Below are 14,289 nucleotides of genomic sequence, written 5' to 3' on the forward strand. Positions count from 1 at the left end.
CCGCGCGCCCCCCCCGGTGCGGGCGCGGGGCCCGCGCCCCCCCCCCCCCGCCGGCCGCCGCGGCCGGGGGGGCCCGGGCGGGGGGGGGGGGGGCCGCGCGGCCCCCCGCCACGGCCGGGGAGGAACTTTTCTGGTCGTGCACCCCCGAGGCCGCCCGGGAGCTGGCCGCCTCACTCGTACAGGCTGCCGAAGAGGCCGAGAACGCGCCCGGGGAACGCCCCCTCACCGTCCCGGCCGCCGGACTGCGCCGGGGAGACGTCCGGGACGGCGACCGCGCCATGACCGTCGAGAGCGTGCGGACCGACGGCGGCACGGTCCAGGTCACCTGGCGCTCCGGGGCCGGGCGCAGCTGGACCCAGGCGTACGACGCCGACGCCGCCATCACCCTCAAGCGGCGGCTGCGCGAGAGCGCTTGAGAGCGTGGGGACGGCCCGACGGCGACCGGTCACGGCCGGTGGGAGCCCCGACCGGGGGCGGCCGCGTCGGTAGGGTGGTCCGTGATGTTCACCAAACAGGGTCCCACCGTGCGCGAACTGGCCGTCCAGGCGCTGTCCTCGACGGAGCGCGGATACGACCTCCTCGCCCCGAAGTTCGACCTGACGCCCTACCGGACCCCGGACCGCGTGCTCGACGCCGTCACCCGGGCGCTGGGCCCGCTGGGACCCTTCGACGCCGGGCTCGACGTCTGCTGCGGCACCGGTGCGGGCATCGGCGTGCTGCGGCGGGTGTGCCGGGAGCGGGTGACCGGGGTCGACTTCAGCGCGGGCATGCTCGCCGAGGCCCGTGCCGCGTACCCGCCGCCCGCGGGTGGTCCCGCGGACGGCCCGGCGGTGCATCTCGTACGGGCCGACGCCCGCGCCCTGCCCTTCGCGCCCGCCTTCGACGTCGCCCTGAGCCTCGGCGCGTTCGGCCACTTCCTGCCCGAAGAACGCCACGCGCTCTTCGCCGAGGTGCACGGCTCGCTGCGGTCGGGCGGGCAGTTCGTCTTCCCGCTCGGCGCGCCGCCGCCGGTGGGGTCGCGCGCCTACTGGTCGCTGTTCGGTTTCGACGCGGCGATGCGGGTGCGCAACGCCCTGTGGAGCCCGAAGTTCATCATGTACTACCGGACGTTCCGGCTCGGCGAGTTGCTGGAGGATCTGACCCGGGCCGGGTTCGCCGTGCGGCTGCTGCCGTTGACCGAGCTGGGCGAGCGCCCTGACGGCAGCCCCCGGGCGCGCCTGGTGGTGGCGGTGCGGGAGTAGTCCGGCCGGCCCGGCCCCACGGCCGCGCGAGGTCCTTCCAGGATCGCGGCGCCGGATCCCGGCGCCACCCTCCCGCACGCGGCGGGTGCGGGCGCTCAGGTCATCAGCGCGCGCATCCGGTTGATCTCCACGGTCTGCTGCGCGGAGACGTCGCTCGCCATCTCCTCGACGAAGACGTCGTTCCCGTCGGCGAGCGCCTCCGCGGCCATGGTGACCGCCCCCTGGTGGTGGGTGATCATCAGCTGGAGGAAGAGCTGGTCGAAGGCCTCGCCGTCGGCGGCGCGGAGCTTCTTCAGCTGGGCCTCGGTCGCCATGCCGGGCATCCCCGCGTGGTCGTGGTGCTCCTCGTGCCGGTCCCCGTCGTTCCTCGTCAGCCACCCCTCCATGGCGCCGATCTCCGGCTTCTGGCTCGCGGCTACGCGTGCCGCGAGCCGCTTGACGGAGTCGGCGGAGGCGCGTTCGGGGACGAGCGCCGTCATCACGAGGGCCTGGCCGTGATGCTCGATCATCATCCGCGCGTAGCGGAAGTCCGCCGCGTTCGGGGTGTCCTGGGGGGCTTCCTTCGCGGCCTCCTCGGGGGAGAGCGTCCGCGCGGGCTCACCGGGTCTGCCGGGAGCCACCACGCCCGGCCCCGTGTCCCGGCCCGCGGCCGGCTTCGCCTCACCGCTGTCCGCGTCGCAGCCTCCCAGGGTGAGCACGGCGGCGATCGCCGCCGCCGCGAGGGCGGTTGTGCGCCCGCGTACGGACCGGTGGTGGATCATCACGGCGACCTCCTGTGCCACGTGGGTTGTCGCAGACCGTCCTAACACGCTTTCCCGGCCGGAAGATCAGAAAGTTTTATGACGTCTGTGTTGCCATCTGTTGATGTGTACATGGGAGGGACGATACTGCCGGGGTCCATGAACCGTTCGACCCGAACGGATACAAGGGAGGACGCAGTGACCTCGTTGCACACCACCCGCGTGCGGCGCAGACGTCTGGGCGCGGTGGCAGCCGCGGCCGGACTCCTCGCCACACTGCTGACGGCCACCACAGCGGCCGCCACGCCCGACCCGGGCGACGCCCCGAGCAACCGTGGTGCCGTGACCACCGGCGCCCAGGCCGAGGTCCGGGACGCGATAGCCGCCGGGAACATACCCGGCGTGGACGAGATCGTCCACAGTCCGAACATCAAGCACCTGTCGAACGTGCCGAAGGGGGACCTGAAGGGCCTCAACACGGATCTCGCGTTCCAGGGGAAGTACGCCTTCGTCGGCAACTACGACGGCTTCGTCATCTACGACATCAGCAAGCCGAAGAAGCCGAAGACCGTCACCCAGGTCCTCTGCCCCGGCTCGCAGAACGACATCTCGGTCTCGGGGAACCTGCTGTTCCTGTCGACCGACTCCTCGCGCAGCGACGACTCGTGCTCCAGCACCTCGCAGCCCGCCACGGAGAAGTCCTCCTGGGAGGGCATCAAGATCTTCGACATCAGCGACAAGCGGAAGCCGAAGTACGTCGCGGCCGTGGAGACCGCCTGCGGTTCCCACACCCACACCCTGGTGCCGGAGGGCAAGAACGTCTACGTCTACGTCTCCTCGTACGCGCCCAGCGAGACGTTCCCCGACTGCCAGCCGCCGCACGACGGCATCTCCATCATCAAGGTGCCGGTCAAGAAGCCGCAGAAGGCCCGGGTCGTGAACTTCCCCGTGCTCTTCCCGGACGGCGGCAACCCGGGAGCACCCGAGAACCCGGGCGTTTCCAAGACGACCGGCTGCCACGACCTCACGGTGCTGCCGTCCAAGGACCTGGCCGCGGGGGCCTGCATGGGCGACGGTCTGCTGTTCTCCATCGAGGACCCGGAGCGACCGAGGATCATCGACCGCGTCCAGGACAACGAGAACTTCGCGTTCTGGCACTCGGCGACCTTCAACCAGGACGCGGACAAGGTCGTCTTCACCGATGAGCTCGGTGGCGGCGGCGCGGCCACCTGCAACGAGGAGATCGGCCCCCAGCGGGGTGCCAACGGCATCTACGACATCGTCGGCAAGGGCGACCAGCGCAAGCTCGTCTTCCGCAGCTACTTCAAGATCGACCGTCACCAGGCCGATGTCGAGGTCTGCGTCGCCCACAACGGCTCGCTCATGCCGGTGAAGGGCCGCGATGTGATGGTCCAGGCCTGGTACCAGGGCGGGGTGTCCGTCTGGGACTTCACCAACTCGGCCAAGCCGAAGGAGATCGCCTTCTTCGAGCGCGGCCCGGTCACCCTCGACCAGGTCACCACGGCGGGCCCCTGGTCGGCGTACTACTACAACGGGCACATCTACTCCGCCGACATCGCCAAGGGCTTCGACGTGCTGAGAGTCGACGACCGGCGCACCGACCCGGCGAAGCGGGTCGAGCTGGACGAGCTCAACGTACAGACGCAGCCGGACTACTTCGACCGCTGACCGGCCGAGAAGTCCGCGGGTTCCCGCGTACCGTGGCAGGGGCCGGTGTCACCCGGGCGGTTCGCCGCCGGGAGGCACCGGCCCCGGTGCGTGCGCGCCCGGAAATTCATTGACCGGTGAGCCGGGCCGGGACATGCTGGACGCGCCCGGTTCCGGTGACGCGGGGGATCGCCGGACCGGGCACCCTCACCGGCGTACGGTCACGGGTCTCGGGGGACAGGCGCCGGGCGCCCCGTCCCCGGGCTCAGGAGTACGCGGGCGTTTTCCGGCTCAGGCGGACGGGGCGTCCCACGCCTCGGACCGGGTGGACGGCTGTGCGGCGGCCGTCAGGCGGCGGTCCGGACGGTGTCGCCGGTCGCGGCGGCCCACTCCACCAGCAGCCGCTGGTACTCGCCCTCGTCCTGCGGGGTCAGCCGACCGCCCGAGCGCTGCCAGAGGTCGCGGATCGCCGCATTGACCTCGGCCACGGAACGCACGGAAACGGACGACGACGACATCGGGGACATGCTCCCCAGGCTACGGCCATGAGCGTCCCGCGCCACCCCCGCACGGCGGGATATGGCTCACACCCCGGACGCGAGCAGGCGGTCCGGACCAGCCCGGCGGCGGGTTTCCGCGGCCCGTGCTCGAAGGCGCGTTCCCCCGTCGGCAGGACCGCCCTCGGCATCGCGGGCGCACGGCGGCCGTCAGGGCCGCGGAGACCGGTCCGGCCCCGCCGCGGGCCGACGTGCCATGACGCGCGCGTACCCGGCGGCGCTGAGCGCCACCACGGCCACCCCGAACAGCGCGCCGCCCACGACGTCGCTCAGCCAGTGCACCCCCAGATACACCCGGGTCGCCGCCACGCCGACCGCCGAGACCACCGCCACGGCCAGGGCCGCGCCCGTCGCGCCGGCGGGCGCGCCGTACAGCCGCAGCAGCCACACGAGCAGCCCGCAGCTCACCACCGTCGTCATCGCGTGGCCGGAGGGGAAGGCCGCGAAGTTGGCCGAGTCGACCGGGTCCGGCCACTGCGGGCGCTCACGGCCCACAGCGGCCTTCAACGCCTGCTGGAGCAGCGTGCCGAGCAGGCTCGTCGCGGCCAGCCACAGGGCGAGCAGCCGGGCGCCGTGCCACCACAGGGCGACCACCGCCACCGCGATCAGCAGGCGCATCGTCCACGGGTCCCACACCCAGTCCGTCAGTACCCGGTTGACCTGGACCAGCCCGGGGTCGGTGACCGCGTCCCGGTGCAGGGCGTCGGCGACCTCGCGGTCCAGGGACTTCAGCGGGGACCAGCGCGCGGCCACCAGCGCGAGCAGCGCCAGGGAGGCCGCGGTGGCGAGGACCGCGATCCACGGAACCGCCGTCCGGAGCCGGGAGGGCGAAGGCGGCGGGGTGGTTCGGGAGGAGGGCATGGTTCCGATTCTCGCGGAGGACGCGGGGCGTTGGCCAACCCGCCCCACGCGAACTCCCGCTCCGTAGCCGGGACTACCCCAGCGCCCGCAGGCCCGGAACGAAGGCCACGACCAGCGGGACCACCGGCACCAGCGCGGCGGCGGCCGTCAGGCGCAGCCGGCGTCCGGCGGTCAGCCGTCCGGCGGGCGCCAGCAACCGGTTGACACGCAACGGGACTTGGGCGTCCGGAGTGGGGCAGGGGCCGAACACCCCCCGGTCCTCGTTGAGTCCGACCAGAGCGAGCGCGGTGGTGAGCCGCCCGAAACGGCGCGAGGCGACATCGTCGGCGGCCAGTTCGACCAGCCGGTGCATCTCGTCGCGGAACGCGGCGAACACCGGGATCTGCGGGAAGCCGATCGCGAGCGCCGACGAGCAGTGCAGCAGCCAGTCGTGCCGCGCCTGGGCGTGGCCCTGTTCATGGGCGAGCACGGCGTCCAGCTGACGCCCCTTCAGGCGGCTCAGCGCGGCGGTCGTGATGACGAGCTGCGGCGCCGAGCCGGGCAGCCACCAGGCGTCGGGGCGCTCACCCTCCAGCACCACGAGCCGGTCGGCGCCGGGCTCCTCGCCCGGCAACAGGGGGGAGCGGACCAGCAGTTCGGCCCGTCGCCGCGCGCGCCGCCGCCGGGCCCGCCGGACCTCCCGCAGCAGCATCGCGCCGCTCCACAGACCACCCAGCGCCAGCAGCACCGCGATGACCGCCGACCACGGTCCGTACGCCGCCAGGGCGTACGCCTCGACCACCGCGTGCGGGGCGGGCGCGAAGACATGGCCGCGCACCGCCTGCCAGGCCGCCGCCGCGCTGAACGTCATGGACAGGGCGAACGAGACGAGGACCCCCGCCACCACGCACTGCCAGACCCAGAGCGCCACCACCGGCTCGCGCTCCGGCCACCGGGCGCGCGCCATCAGCCGCGGGGTCACCACAGCGGTCAGTGCACCGAGCAGCAGCAGCGCGAGGGAGACCAGCATGGCCTCAGACTATGAGGGGCGGGAGCGCCCCCGGTACGGCCGCGACCGGCAAAGTGACGCAGACCACGCTCCATCGGGGCTTCTGTCCCACTTCCCGTCTCACAGAGTGAGCAGCATGGCGAACATGGCGATGCCCATCGTCAGTCGGCAGGCCGTCGTCAGCTCGGCCCGCTCGTCCGTGCCGCTTCCGAAACCGCCCGCACCGCCCCCGACGACGCCCACCATCCCGCCGCTCCCGGGGGCCAGCGGCAGCAGCCGTCCGGCCGAGCCGAGGACGTAACACGCGTAGTAGAGAAGCAGCGCTCCCGTCAGCGCCGGTATGCCCCCGGCACCGCCCGCCGCCGCGTGCCCGGCGTGCCCGCCCCCGCTGCCCGGCGCCATCGCGACGGACATGTAGACCATGGCCAGCGAACCGACCAGGTGGTGCAGATGATGGCCGCCGCTCAGGGCGGGCCGCAGCGCCCGCAGCGCCGCCGCGCCGAACAGTGCCGCGTACACCGCCCACGCCCAGGCCGGAGGTGACAGCACCGCCGCCGGGACGGCCATCGCGGCCATGCCGAAGCCCATCAGCGCCTCCGCACGGGCCGCCCGCCGTTGCGCGGTGCTGCCGCTGCGGGCGCGCAGCAGACAGTAGGCGCCGCTCGCCGCGCACAACGCCATCAGCAGCCAGCCGACCGGGGTCCCTCCGTGCACGGCGCGCCTCCCCCTCGGACGTACGGCACTCTCACGGGTCGTCTGAGTGGATGCCCAGGCCCCCGCCGCCGAACCCGGCGCACGGGGGTGTGCGGGGGGTGCGCCGGGGCCCGGGAGGGGCGCTCCGGGTCGCGTTACCCTCGACGGGAAATCGAGAACGCGCTGCAACAGGAGAGCACCACCATGGACACCGCCCCGCCCGCCGACCCGGTCCGGCTGACCTTCCGCGACGCCACCGCCGACGACGTCCCGGCGCTCGTCGCGCTCGTCGAGTCCGCCTACCGCGGGGACTCCAGCCGCACCGGCTGGACCACCGAGGCCGACATCCTCGAAGGGCAGCGCACCGACGAACAAGGCGTGCGGGACGCCGTCGACGCCCCGGACGGCCGGGTGCTCGCGGTCGAGCGGGACGGCGATCTCGTCGCCTGCTGCCAGCTCGAACACCGCGGCGACGCCGCCTACTTCGGGATGTTCTCGGTACGCCCCGGCCTCCAGGGCGGCGGACTCGGCAAGCTGGTCATCGCCGAGGCGGAGCGTGCGGCGAAGGAGAGCTGGGGTGTCGGCGAGATGCACATGACGGTCATCTCGGTGCGTGAGGACCTGATCGCGTGGTACGAGCGCCGGGGCTACCGCCGCACGGGAAAGCTCACCCCGTTCCCGTACGGCGACGAGCGTTTCGGCGTCCCGCTCCGCGACGACCTGGCCTTCGAGCTGCTGGTCAAGGAGATCTGAGCCGCGGCCGGACGACGCCCCGCCCGGCCGCGGCTCGGGCGGTGAGCGAACTCCCGGGCGCGGTGGGTCAGGGCGGTGAGGGGCCGCCGGGCCGGACTGCGAGCGGCCGGTGGCTCAGACGGTGAAGCGGCCGGCGGGTCAGGCGGTGAAGCGGCCGGTGCGGCGGATCTCGGGGAAGTCGGTCGTCGCGCCGTCCAGGTTCAGCGCCCGCGCCAGGCGCAGGTGGTCCTGGGTGTTGACCACCCAGCCGAGCACCTTCACGCTCTCGGCGTGCGCCTGCTCCACCACCTCCAGGGTGAGGCGGCGGATGTTCAGCGCCAGTGTGGCCGCGCCCGCCGCCCTCGCCCGGTCCACCACGTCCGCGCCCCAGCGGCTGGCGATGAGCACCGTCCGTACGCCGGGCACCAGCCGGGCGATCTCCACGACGGCCTCGTCGTGGAAGGAGGACACCTCCACCCGTCCCACGAGATCGCGCTCCAGCATCACGTCCGCCAGCGCGCGGGCCGCCGCCACGTCCTTGATCTCGGCCTGGAGCGGCGCGGACACGGCGTCCAGTACCTCCTCGAAGACGGGCACCCGCTCGCCCTTCCCGGCGTCCAGCTCGCGCAGCTCCGCCAGGGTCTTGGCCGCGATCGGGCCGGTGCCGTCCGTGGTGCGGTCGACGTCCGCGTCGTGCATGACGGCGAGCGCGCCGTCCTTGCTGAGGTGGAGATCCAGCTCGATGGCGTCCATGCCGGACTCCTGCGCGCGGACGAAGGAGCGGAGGGTGTTCTCGGGCTCGACGCCCATCACTCCGCGATGACCCAGGGTGAGAAAAGACAAGGCGACCTCGTTTCCGTCGGCGGCTGGCCCGCCGGCTGCTCCTGCCCGCGCGGAGGTACGGCAATGCGGCACCGAGGTACCGCAATGCGGCACTGGGGAGGGTAACGGCCGGGGCCCGCGATGTCTGCCGCCGCGCGGACCTCATCCGCGTCATCCGGGAACGACTGCGCGAACTGAGCGTCTGTCCGGGATATGACAGGAAAAACAGCGGTGACCATGGGGGTTCGGCAGGATAATTTTCTGATCTCCACTTGTCTGAAGGAAGGCCGCGCGGCTACGGTGACTGGACGCGAGGTTCTCCTGTGGAGGAAGTGTTATGACGGAAATTCTTGTGCACGACGCCACAGGCGGCGCAACAGTCACCGAACGGCGTGTGGTCGAGCACCCGGCCTGGTCCGTGCTCAAGGGTGCCGTCGAGGAGATCCGGCCCTGGCAGTCCAAGGACGGGTCGATCGACTTCGAGGCCGAGGGCGCCCCGTCCCCCGCGACGGCCGAGCGCGCCGTCGAGCGGGTGACCGGCGCGGTCGAGGAGCTCTCCCCGCTGTTGCCGCACGACGCCGACTACCACCGCGCGCTCGTCACCGACCTGCGCCGCTGGGCCGCCGACGGCTTCCGCGTCCCCGACTTCCTGGACTCGCTGCTCGCCTTCCAGCCCGCGCGCAACCGCGTCGACGGCCTCCAGCACCTCGTCGTCTTCGCCATGTACACCCAGAACGGCAACCCCGACCGCAACCTCGAAGCCCTCGTGCTGAAGATGGTCTGGCCCGAGTGGCTCGCGGACCTGGAGGCGGACCGCTACGACAACCCGCTCTTCTGCGGCATCGCCTTCGAGGACTTCACCGCCGGGTACGACACCAACTCCGCGGTCCTCTTCCCCGAGACCATCGCCGTCCGCGAGGCCCCCGAGCGCTTCAGCTGGGGCGGCATCTTCTGCGACCGCGAGGCCGCCCGCTTCCGCCGCGTCACCGAGGCCTCCGTCGAACTCCTCGGCCTGGAGCTGCCCGAGGACATCCGCGAGATGATCGGTGACCAGCGCCGCTGCGAGCAGGCGTTCGTCCTGTGGGACATGGTCCACGACCGCACCCACAGCCACGGCGACCTGCCCTTCGACCCGTTCATGATCAAGCAGCGCCAGCCGTTCTGGATGTACGGCCTGGAGGAGCTGCGCTGCGACCTCACCGCCTTCAAGGAGGCCGTGAAGCTGGAGGCCGAGGGCAACACCCACGGCCGCGACGTGCAGTACGCGGTGCTCTTCGACCGGATGTTCCGCTTCCCCGTCACCGGCGAGCGCGTCCGCAACTACGACGGACTCGGCGGCCAACTGCTCTTCGCCTACCTCCACCGGCACGAGGTCGTCCGCTGGACCGACAACACCCTGAAGATCGACTGGGACCGTGCCCCGCAGGTCACCAACCAGCTCTGCGCCGAGATCGAGAAGCTCTACCGCGACGGCATCGACCGCCCCAAGCTGGTGCACTGGTTCGCCGCGTACGACCTGGTCTCCACCTACCTCGCCCCGCACCCGGGATCGCGCTGGGCCAAGGGTCCCGACGCCCTCGACCTCACCCTGCCCCCGCGCAAGCTCGTCGACGACGTGCTTCCGGACGAGTTTCCCCTGAGCATGTTCTATGAGGCGCTCGCCAAGAAGCTGAAGAACGTGATCGCCTCCACCAAGGGCATCACCGCGGCGAACGACGAGCGGGCAGCCGCGTGAACACATCCCCCGAGGAGGCGGTGGCCATGAACCCGGACGCTACGGGCAACGGGACCGGTGCGCTCGAAGGAGCCGTGGTCGCGGTCGCCGGGGCGGCGGGCCCGGCCGGCCGCGCCACCCTGCTGCGGCTCGCCGAGGCCGGTGCGACCGTCGTCGGCTGCGACGCCCACCCCGAACGGCTCGCCGAGGCGGTGGACGCCGCCCGGTACGCCCACGGCGGGGCCACCGTCACCGGCGAGACCGTCGACCTGCTCGATCCCGACGCCACCCGGGACTGGGCCGAGCGCACCGAGGCGGAGTTCGGCCGCGTCGACGGCCTCGTACACCTCGTCGGCGGCTGGCGCGGCAGCCCGTCGTTCCAGGAGACCGCCCTGTCCGACTGGGACGCCCTGGAGAAGCTGCTCATCCGCACCGTCCAGTCGACCTCACTGGCCTTCCAGGAGGCCCTGGAGCGCAGCGACAAGGGGCGCTACCTCCTGATCAGCGCCGCCGGGGCCAGCAAGCCCACCGCGGGCAACGCCGCCTACTCCGCCGCCAAGGCCGCCGCCGAGGCGTGGACCCTCGCGCTCGGCGACGCCTTCCGCAAGGCCGGGGGCGACGACGGGCCGCGCACCGCTGCTGCGATCCTGGTGGTCAAGGCACTGGTGCACGACGCGATGCGCGCCGAGCGCCCGAATGCGAAGTTCGCGGGTTTCACCGACGTCACGGAACTGGCCGAGGCCATCACCGGCGTCTGGGACCGGCCCGCCACCGAAGTGAACGGAAAGCGCCTGTGGCTGACCCCGCAACCGTGAGGACCGACGCCCGACGCCGCCACGACCCGCTGCTCCGCGGCTTCGCGAGCGACAACTACGCGGGCGCGCACCCCGAGGTCCTCGCGGCCCTCGCCCTCGCCAACGAAGGCCACCAGGTCGCCTACGGCGAGGACGAGTACACCGGGCACCTCCAGCGGATCATGCACAGCCACTTCGGCCCCACCGCCGAGGCCTTCCCGGTCTTCAACGGCACCGGGGCCAACGTGGTCGCCCTCCAGGCGCTCACCGACCGCTGGGGCGCGGTCATCTGCGCCGAGTCCGCCCACATCAACGTGGACGAGGGCGGCGCCCCCGAGCGCGTGGGCGGCCTGAAGCTCCTCACCGTGCCCACCCCGGACGGCAAGCTCACCCCCGAGCTCATCGACCGGCAGGCGTACGGCTGGGACGACGAGCACCGGGCCATGCCGCAGGTCGTCTCGATCACCCAGAACACCGAGCTGGGCACCGTCTACACCCCCGACGAGATCCGCGCCGTCTGCGAGCACGCCCACGAGCGGGGCATGAAGGTGCACCTCGACGGGGCCCGGATAGCCAACGCGGCCGCCTCCCTGGACGTGCCGATGCGGACGTTCACCAACACGGTCGGCGTCGACGTGCTGTCCTTCGGCGGTACGAAGAACGGGGCGCTGTTCGGCGAGGCCGTCGTCGTCCTGAATCCCGACGCGGTCCGCGCGATGAAGCACCTGCGCAAGCTCTCCATGCAGCTCGCCTCCAAGATGCGCTTCGTCTCCGTCCAGCTGGAGGCGCTGCTCGCCAAGGACCTGTGGCTGCGCAACGCCCGGCACGCCAACGCCATGGCCCAGCGGCTCGCCGAGGGCGTCCGGGCGGTCGACGGGGTCGAGATCCTCCACCCGGTGCAGGCCAACGCGGTCTTCGCGCGGCTGCCGCACGCGGTCGGCGAACGGCTCCAGCAGCGCTTCCGCTTCTACTTCTGGGACGAGGCGGCCGGGGACGTCCGCTGGATGTGCGCGTTCGACACCCGCGAGGACGACGTCGACGCCTTCGTCCAGGCGCTCAAGGAAGAGATGGCGCGGTAGCGCTCGAAGAAGGGACGGCGCGGTAGACACCCGCCACCCCTCCCACATGACGGTGCGGTCGGCCGGGATCACGAGGATCCCGGCCGACCGCTTCGCGCGCTCCAAGGCGTGCGGCGCGGGCGGGGGCCGGTCAGCCCAGCTCGCGCACCTCGGCGGGCGTCGGGGCCGTACCGCCGAGGTGGGCCGGAACCCACCAGGTGTCGCTCGCGTCCTTCGGACGCACCGGATAGGCCCGCTGGGCGGCCTCCAGAAGCTCCTGCACCCGCTCCCGCAGCCGCCGGGTGATCGCGCCCGCGTACTGGTCGGCGGGGGCCTCCACGGGTTCGCCCACCCGGATCGTGACCGGGATGTGGCTGCGCCTGAAGTTGCGCGGCCGCCCCTTCGTCCAGATCCGCTGCGTGCCCCAGAGCGCCATCGGGATCAGCGGGACCCCGGCCTCCTGGGCGAGGCGCGCCGCACCCGACTTGAAGCTCTTCAGCGTGAAGGACTGCGAGATGGTGGCCTCGGGGAACACCCCGACGATCTCACCGGCGCGCAGCGAGCTGAGGGCGTGGGCGTACGCGTGCTCACCCTGGTCGCGATCGACGGGGATGTGCTTCATCCCCCGCATCAGCGGACCGGAGATCTTGTGCCGGAAGACCGACTCCTTCGCCATGAACCGGACGAGCCGCTTCTGCGGCAGGGCGCCCAGGCCGGTGAAGATGAAGTCGAGATAGCTGATGTGGTTGCTGACCAGCACCGCACCACCGGTCTTCGGGATGTGCTCCGAACCCTGAGTGTCGATCTTCAGGTCCAGCGCCTTGAACATGGTGCGAGCGGCGCCGACGACCGGTCGATAGACGAGTTCTGCCATCTGGTGAAGACCCTTCTTCAGTGCCTGGGGAGGTTCTCCCGGCGGAAGTTACGCAGCCGTAGGTTTTCGGCATTGTGGCGATGGTGCCCCATGGACGAGCCCCTGACCAGCCCCGGTGGGCTCCCTCCGGGAGATTCTTGTCACGTGCGCGGCCACCGGGAGCTGCGGGAATGACCGGGGACCGATCGGCGCTGTCACCTGGTGAAGAGTTCTCGAACAGGAGGCGGTACGTGGACGTCCCGACCGGCGGGCAGCGGCTCGACGCATCCCGACTCGGCGCGGAACTGGGGGAACGGGCCACCCTCGTGCAGTTCTCCACCGCCTTCTGCCAGCCCTGTCGCGCCACCCGGCGCACCCTCGCGGAGGTCGCCGGGATGGTCGAGGGGGTGGCTCACATCGAGATCGACGCGGAGGCGCGTCTCGCGCTCGTACGAGAGCTGGAGATCACCCGGACACCGACCGTCCTCGTGCTCGACGCCCGGGGCCGGGAGGTGCGCCGCGCGGCCGGTCAGCCGCGCACGGCCGACGTCGTCGCGGCGCTGGGGCACGCCATCTGACGGACCGTGACGCATCTCCCACATCCCGGACCCCTCTTGACTGCACCCACCACGCATCGTCACTCTGACGTTATGCCGCCAGATCTCCTTCTCCACGGCCGGGTCCACGTGGACCTCGTGCGGTGCGCGAGCGCGCGCTGTCCGGGTGCCTGAGCACCTACGGACCCGTATGCCGCTCCCACAGAAGGACACCTCCATGACGGCTTCACCCGATCTCGCCCCCGCCCCCACGGGCGCCACGCCCGAGCTGTTCCGCTCCGTCTTCCGCCGCCACGCCGCGGGCGTCGCCGTGATCACCGCGGCGGGGGAGCGCCCGGCCGGCTTCACCGCCACCTCACTCACCTCCGTCGCCGCCGAACCGCCGCTGCTCTCCTTCGGCATCGGTACGTCCTCCTCCAGCTGGCCCGTGCTGGCCGAGGCGGAGTACGTCGGCGTCCACCTGCTCGGCGAGCACCAGCAGGAACTGGCCGCCACCTTCGCCCGGAGCGGCGCCGACCGTTTCGGCCCGGCCACCGACTGGACCACCGGCCCCGAGGGCGTGCCGCTGCTCACCGGTGTCCCGGCGTGGCTCGTCTGCCGGGTGGTGACCCGTGTCCCGGCCGGGGACCACCGCATCGTGATCGCGGAGACCGTGGCCGGTGACCCCTCCGGGGCAGGCCGCCCGCTCGTCTATCACCAGGGACGCTTCACCACTCTGCGAGACTGACCTCACGCACGGCGCGCACAGGCCCTTCGCCGTTGGCAAGGTCACAGTGCACAGCGGTTGCCCAGGGGTAAGAGACTGGGTGTACTGGCGAGTAATATCGGGCTCGGAGCCTCGGTCGTCCTGACCGGAAAGGGCCCGCATGACGCCTGTGCCGCGTGCGACAAGGCAGCCCGGAAATGACGATGCAGTAGGAGAGCCGGCGTGAGCTTGAGGATCGTTGTCTGTGTGAAGTACGTGCCTGATGCGACCGGTGACCGGCATTTCGCCGATGACCTGACGCTGGA

16 protein-coding genes and 1 pseudogene are annotated in these 14,289 nt (G+C 72.1%); 10 read left to right on the plus strand and 7 right to left on the minus strand.

Translation table 11 applies throughout. The features are described from left to right. Both ACIRRU_RS30240 and ACIRRU_RS30245 read left to right on the plus strand, forming a co-directional pair. A partial coding sequence (locus tag ACIRRU_RS30240; RefSeq protein ID WP_403685641.1) for a hypothetical protein occupies positions 1-416 on the plus strand: 416 nt, incomplete at its 5' end. 84 nt (positions 417-500) lie between these two features. Continuing rightward, positions 501-1,241: a class I SAM-dependent methyltransferase gene (locus ACIRRU_RS30245; RefSeq protein WP_403685642.1), complete on the plus strand. Its 741-nt coding sequence runs from the start codon at positions 501-503 to the stop codon at positions 1,239-1,241. Positions 1,242-1,336: 95 nt separating this feature from the next. On the opposite strand, the gene ACIRRU_RS30250 is transcribed toward ACIRRU_RS30245, so the two are convergent. Beyond that, positions 1,337-2,002, minus strand: a complete 666-nt coding sequence (locus ACIRRU_RS30250) for a DUF305 domain-containing protein (protein WP_403685656.1) — start codon at positions 2,000-2,002, stop codon at positions 1,337-1,339. Between the two features lie 177 nt (positions 2,003-2,179). Between ACIRRU_RS30250 and ACIRRU_RS30255 the strand changes: the two genes are divergently transcribed. Next, complete coding sequence (locus ACIRRU_RS30255; protein WP_403685643.1) at positions 2,180-3,670, plus strand: LVIVD repeat-containing protein; 1,491 nt, start codon at positions 2,180-2,182, stop codon at positions 3,668-3,670. A 326-nt stretch (positions 3,671-3,996) separates the two neighbouring features. Here the strand turns inward: ACIRRU_RS30255 and ACIRRU_RS30260 are convergent, their stop codons facing one another. The 4 genes from ACIRRU_RS30260 to ACIRRU_RS30275 form a co-directional block, all read right to left on the minus strand. Beyond that, positions 3,997-4,137, minus strand: coding sequence for a hypothetical protein (locus tag ACIRRU_RS30260; RefSeq protein WP_363204191.1), 141 nt, complete (start codon positions 4,135-4,137; stop codon positions 3,997-3,999). A gap of 219 nt (positions 4,138-4,356) precedes the next feature. Beyond that, positions 4,357-5,067, minus strand: a complete 711-nt coding sequence (locus tag ACIRRU_RS30265) for a phosphatase PAP2 family protein (RefSeq protein ID WP_403685645.1) — start codon at positions 5,065-5,067, stop codon at positions 4,357-4,359. A 73-nt stretch (positions 5,068-5,140) separates the two neighbouring features. Continuing rightward, positions 5,141-6,076 (minus strand): M56 family metallopeptidase, encoded by a 936-nt coding sequence (locus ACIRRU_RS30270; RefSeq protein ID WP_403685647.1) that lies wholly within the window; start codon positions 6,074-6,076, stop codon positions 5,141-5,143. Between the two features lie 99 nt (positions 6,077-6,175). Further along, the gene (locus tag ACIRRU_RS30275) at positions 6,176-6,769 is read right to left on the minus strand and encodes a DUF5134 domain-containing protein (RefSeq protein ID WP_403685648.1); all 594 of its coding nucleotides are present in this window, start codon (positions 6,767-6,769) and stop codon (positions 6,176-6,178) included. 183 nt (positions 6,770-6,952) lie between these two features. Here ACIRRU_RS30275 and ACIRRU_RS30280 point away from each other — a divergent pair, with 183 nt between their 5' ends. After that, positions 6,953-7,501, plus strand: coding sequence for a GNAT family N-acetyltransferase (locus tag ACIRRU_RS30280; RefSeq protein WP_363204069.1), 549 nt, complete (start codon positions 6,953-6,955; stop codon positions 7,499-7,501). A 138-nt stretch (positions 7,502-7,639) separates the two neighbouring features. Here the strand turns inward: ACIRRU_RS30280 and ACIRRU_RS30285 are convergent, their stop codons facing one another. Further along, positions 7,640-8,323 (minus strand): glycerophosphodiester phosphodiesterase, encoded by a 684-nt coding sequence (locus tag ACIRRU_RS30285; RefSeq protein WP_403685650.1) that lies wholly within the window; start codon positions 8,321-8,323, stop codon positions 7,640-7,642. A gap of 316 nt (positions 8,324-8,639) precedes the next feature. On the opposite strand from ACIRRU_RS30285, the gene ACIRRU_RS30290 reads away from it, so the two are divergent. The 3 genes from ACIRRU_RS30290 to ACIRRU_RS30300 are packed head-to-tail and all read left to right on the plus strand — an operon-like array spanning position 8,640 to position 11,889. Next, the gene (locus ACIRRU_RS30290) at positions 8,640-10,037 is read left to right on the plus strand and encodes a DUF6421 family protein (protein ID WP_403685652.1); all 1,398 of its coding nucleotides are present in this window, start codon (positions 8,640-8,642) and stop codon (positions 10,035-10,037) included. Between the two features lie 26 nt (positions 10,038-10,063). Continuing rightward, positions 10,064-10,831: an SDR family NAD(P)-dependent oxidoreductase gene (locus tag ACIRRU_RS30295; protein ID WP_403685657.1), complete on the plus strand. Its 768-nt coding sequence runs from the start codon at positions 10,064-10,066 to the stop codon at positions 10,829-10,831. After that, positions 10,828-11,889, plus strand: a complete 1,062-nt coding sequence (locus ACIRRU_RS30300; RefSeq protein WP_403685659.1) for a threonine aldolase family protein — start codon at positions 10,828-10,830, stop codon at positions 11,887-11,889. Before ACIRRU_RS30295 ends, ACIRRU_RS30300 begins: the two co-directional genes overlap by 4 nt. Positions 11,890-12,019: 130 nt before the next feature. Here the strand turns inward: ACIRRU_RS30300 and ACIRRU_RS30305 are convergent, their stop codons facing one another. Continuing rightward, positions 12,020-12,742 carry a lysophospholipid acyltransferase family protein gene (locus tag ACIRRU_RS30305; protein WP_403685653.1) on the minus strand — a complete coding sequence of 241 codons (723 nt, stop codon included), beginning with the start codon at positions 12,740-12,742 and terminating at the stop codon, positions 12,020-12,022. A gap of 230 nt (positions 12,743-12,972) precedes the next feature. On the opposite strand from ACIRRU_RS30305, the gene ACIRRU_RS30310 reads away from it, so the two are divergent. The 3 genes and pseudogenes from ACIRRU_RS30310 to ACIRRU_RS30320 all read left to right on the plus strand — a co-directional run. Further along, positions 12,973-13,299: a thioredoxin family protein gene (locus ACIRRU_RS30310; protein ID WP_363204065.1), complete on the plus strand. Its 327-nt coding sequence runs from the start codon at positions 12,973-12,975 to the stop codon at positions 13,297-13,299. A gap of 196 nt (positions 13,300-13,495) precedes the next feature. After that, the gene (locus ACIRRU_RS30315) at positions 13,496-14,005 is read left to right on the plus strand and encodes a flavin reductase family protein (protein WP_363204064.1); all 510 of its coding nucleotides are present in this window, start codon (positions 13,496-13,498) and stop codon (positions 14,003-14,005) included. 201 nt (positions 14,006-14,206) lie between these two features. Continuing rightward, a pseudogene (locus tag ACIRRU_RS30320) lies at positions 14,207-14,289 on the plus strand (electron transfer flavoprotein subunit beta); the annotation flags it as partial.

The organism is Streptomyces sp. NPDC101181 (assembly GCF_044767975.1).
GTDB lineage: Bacteria > Actinomycetota > Actinomycetes > Streptomycetales > Streptomycetaceae > Streptomyces.

Excerpts from the sequence above, each read along its gene's own strand:
- ACIRRU_RS30280 (WP_363204069.1), top strand. The coding sequence starts at position 6,953 with ATGGACACCGCCCCGCCCGCCGACCCGGTCCGGCTGACCTTCCGCGAC.
- ACIRRU_RS30295 (WP_403685657.1), top strand. The coding sequence starts at position 10,064 with ATGAACCCGGACGCTACGGGCAACGGGACCGGTGCGCTCGAAGGAGCC.
- ACIRRU_RS30270 (WP_403685647.1), bottom strand. The coding sequence starts at position 6,076 with ATGCTGGTCTCCCTCGCGCTGCTGCTGCTCGGTGCACTGACCGCTGTG.
- ACIRRU_RS30245 (WP_403685642.1), top strand. The coding sequence starts at position 501 with ATGTTCACCAAACAGGGTCCCACCGTGCGCGAACTGGCCGTCCAGGCG.
- ACIRRU_RS30315 (WP_363204064.1), top strand. The coding sequence starts at position 13,496 with ATGACGGCTTCACCCGATCTCGCCCCCGCCCCCACGGGCGCCACGCCC.
- ACIRRU_RS30305 (WP_403685653.1), bottom strand. The coding sequence starts at position 12,742 with ATGGCAGAACTCGTCTATCGACCGGTCGTCGGCGCCGCTCGCACCATG.
- ACIRRU_RS30250 (WP_403685656.1), bottom strand. The coding sequence starts at position 2,002 with ATGATCCACCACCGGTCCGTACGCGGGCGCACAACCGCCCTCGCGGCG.
- ACIRRU_RS30265 (WP_403685645.1), bottom strand. The coding sequence starts at position 5,067 with ATGCCCTCCTCCCGAACCACCCCGCCGCCTTCGCCCTCCCGGCTCCGG.
- ACIRRU_RS30290 (WP_403685652.1), top strand. The coding sequence starts at position 8,640 with ATGACGGAAATTCTTGTGCACGACGCCACAGGCGGCGCAACAGTCACC.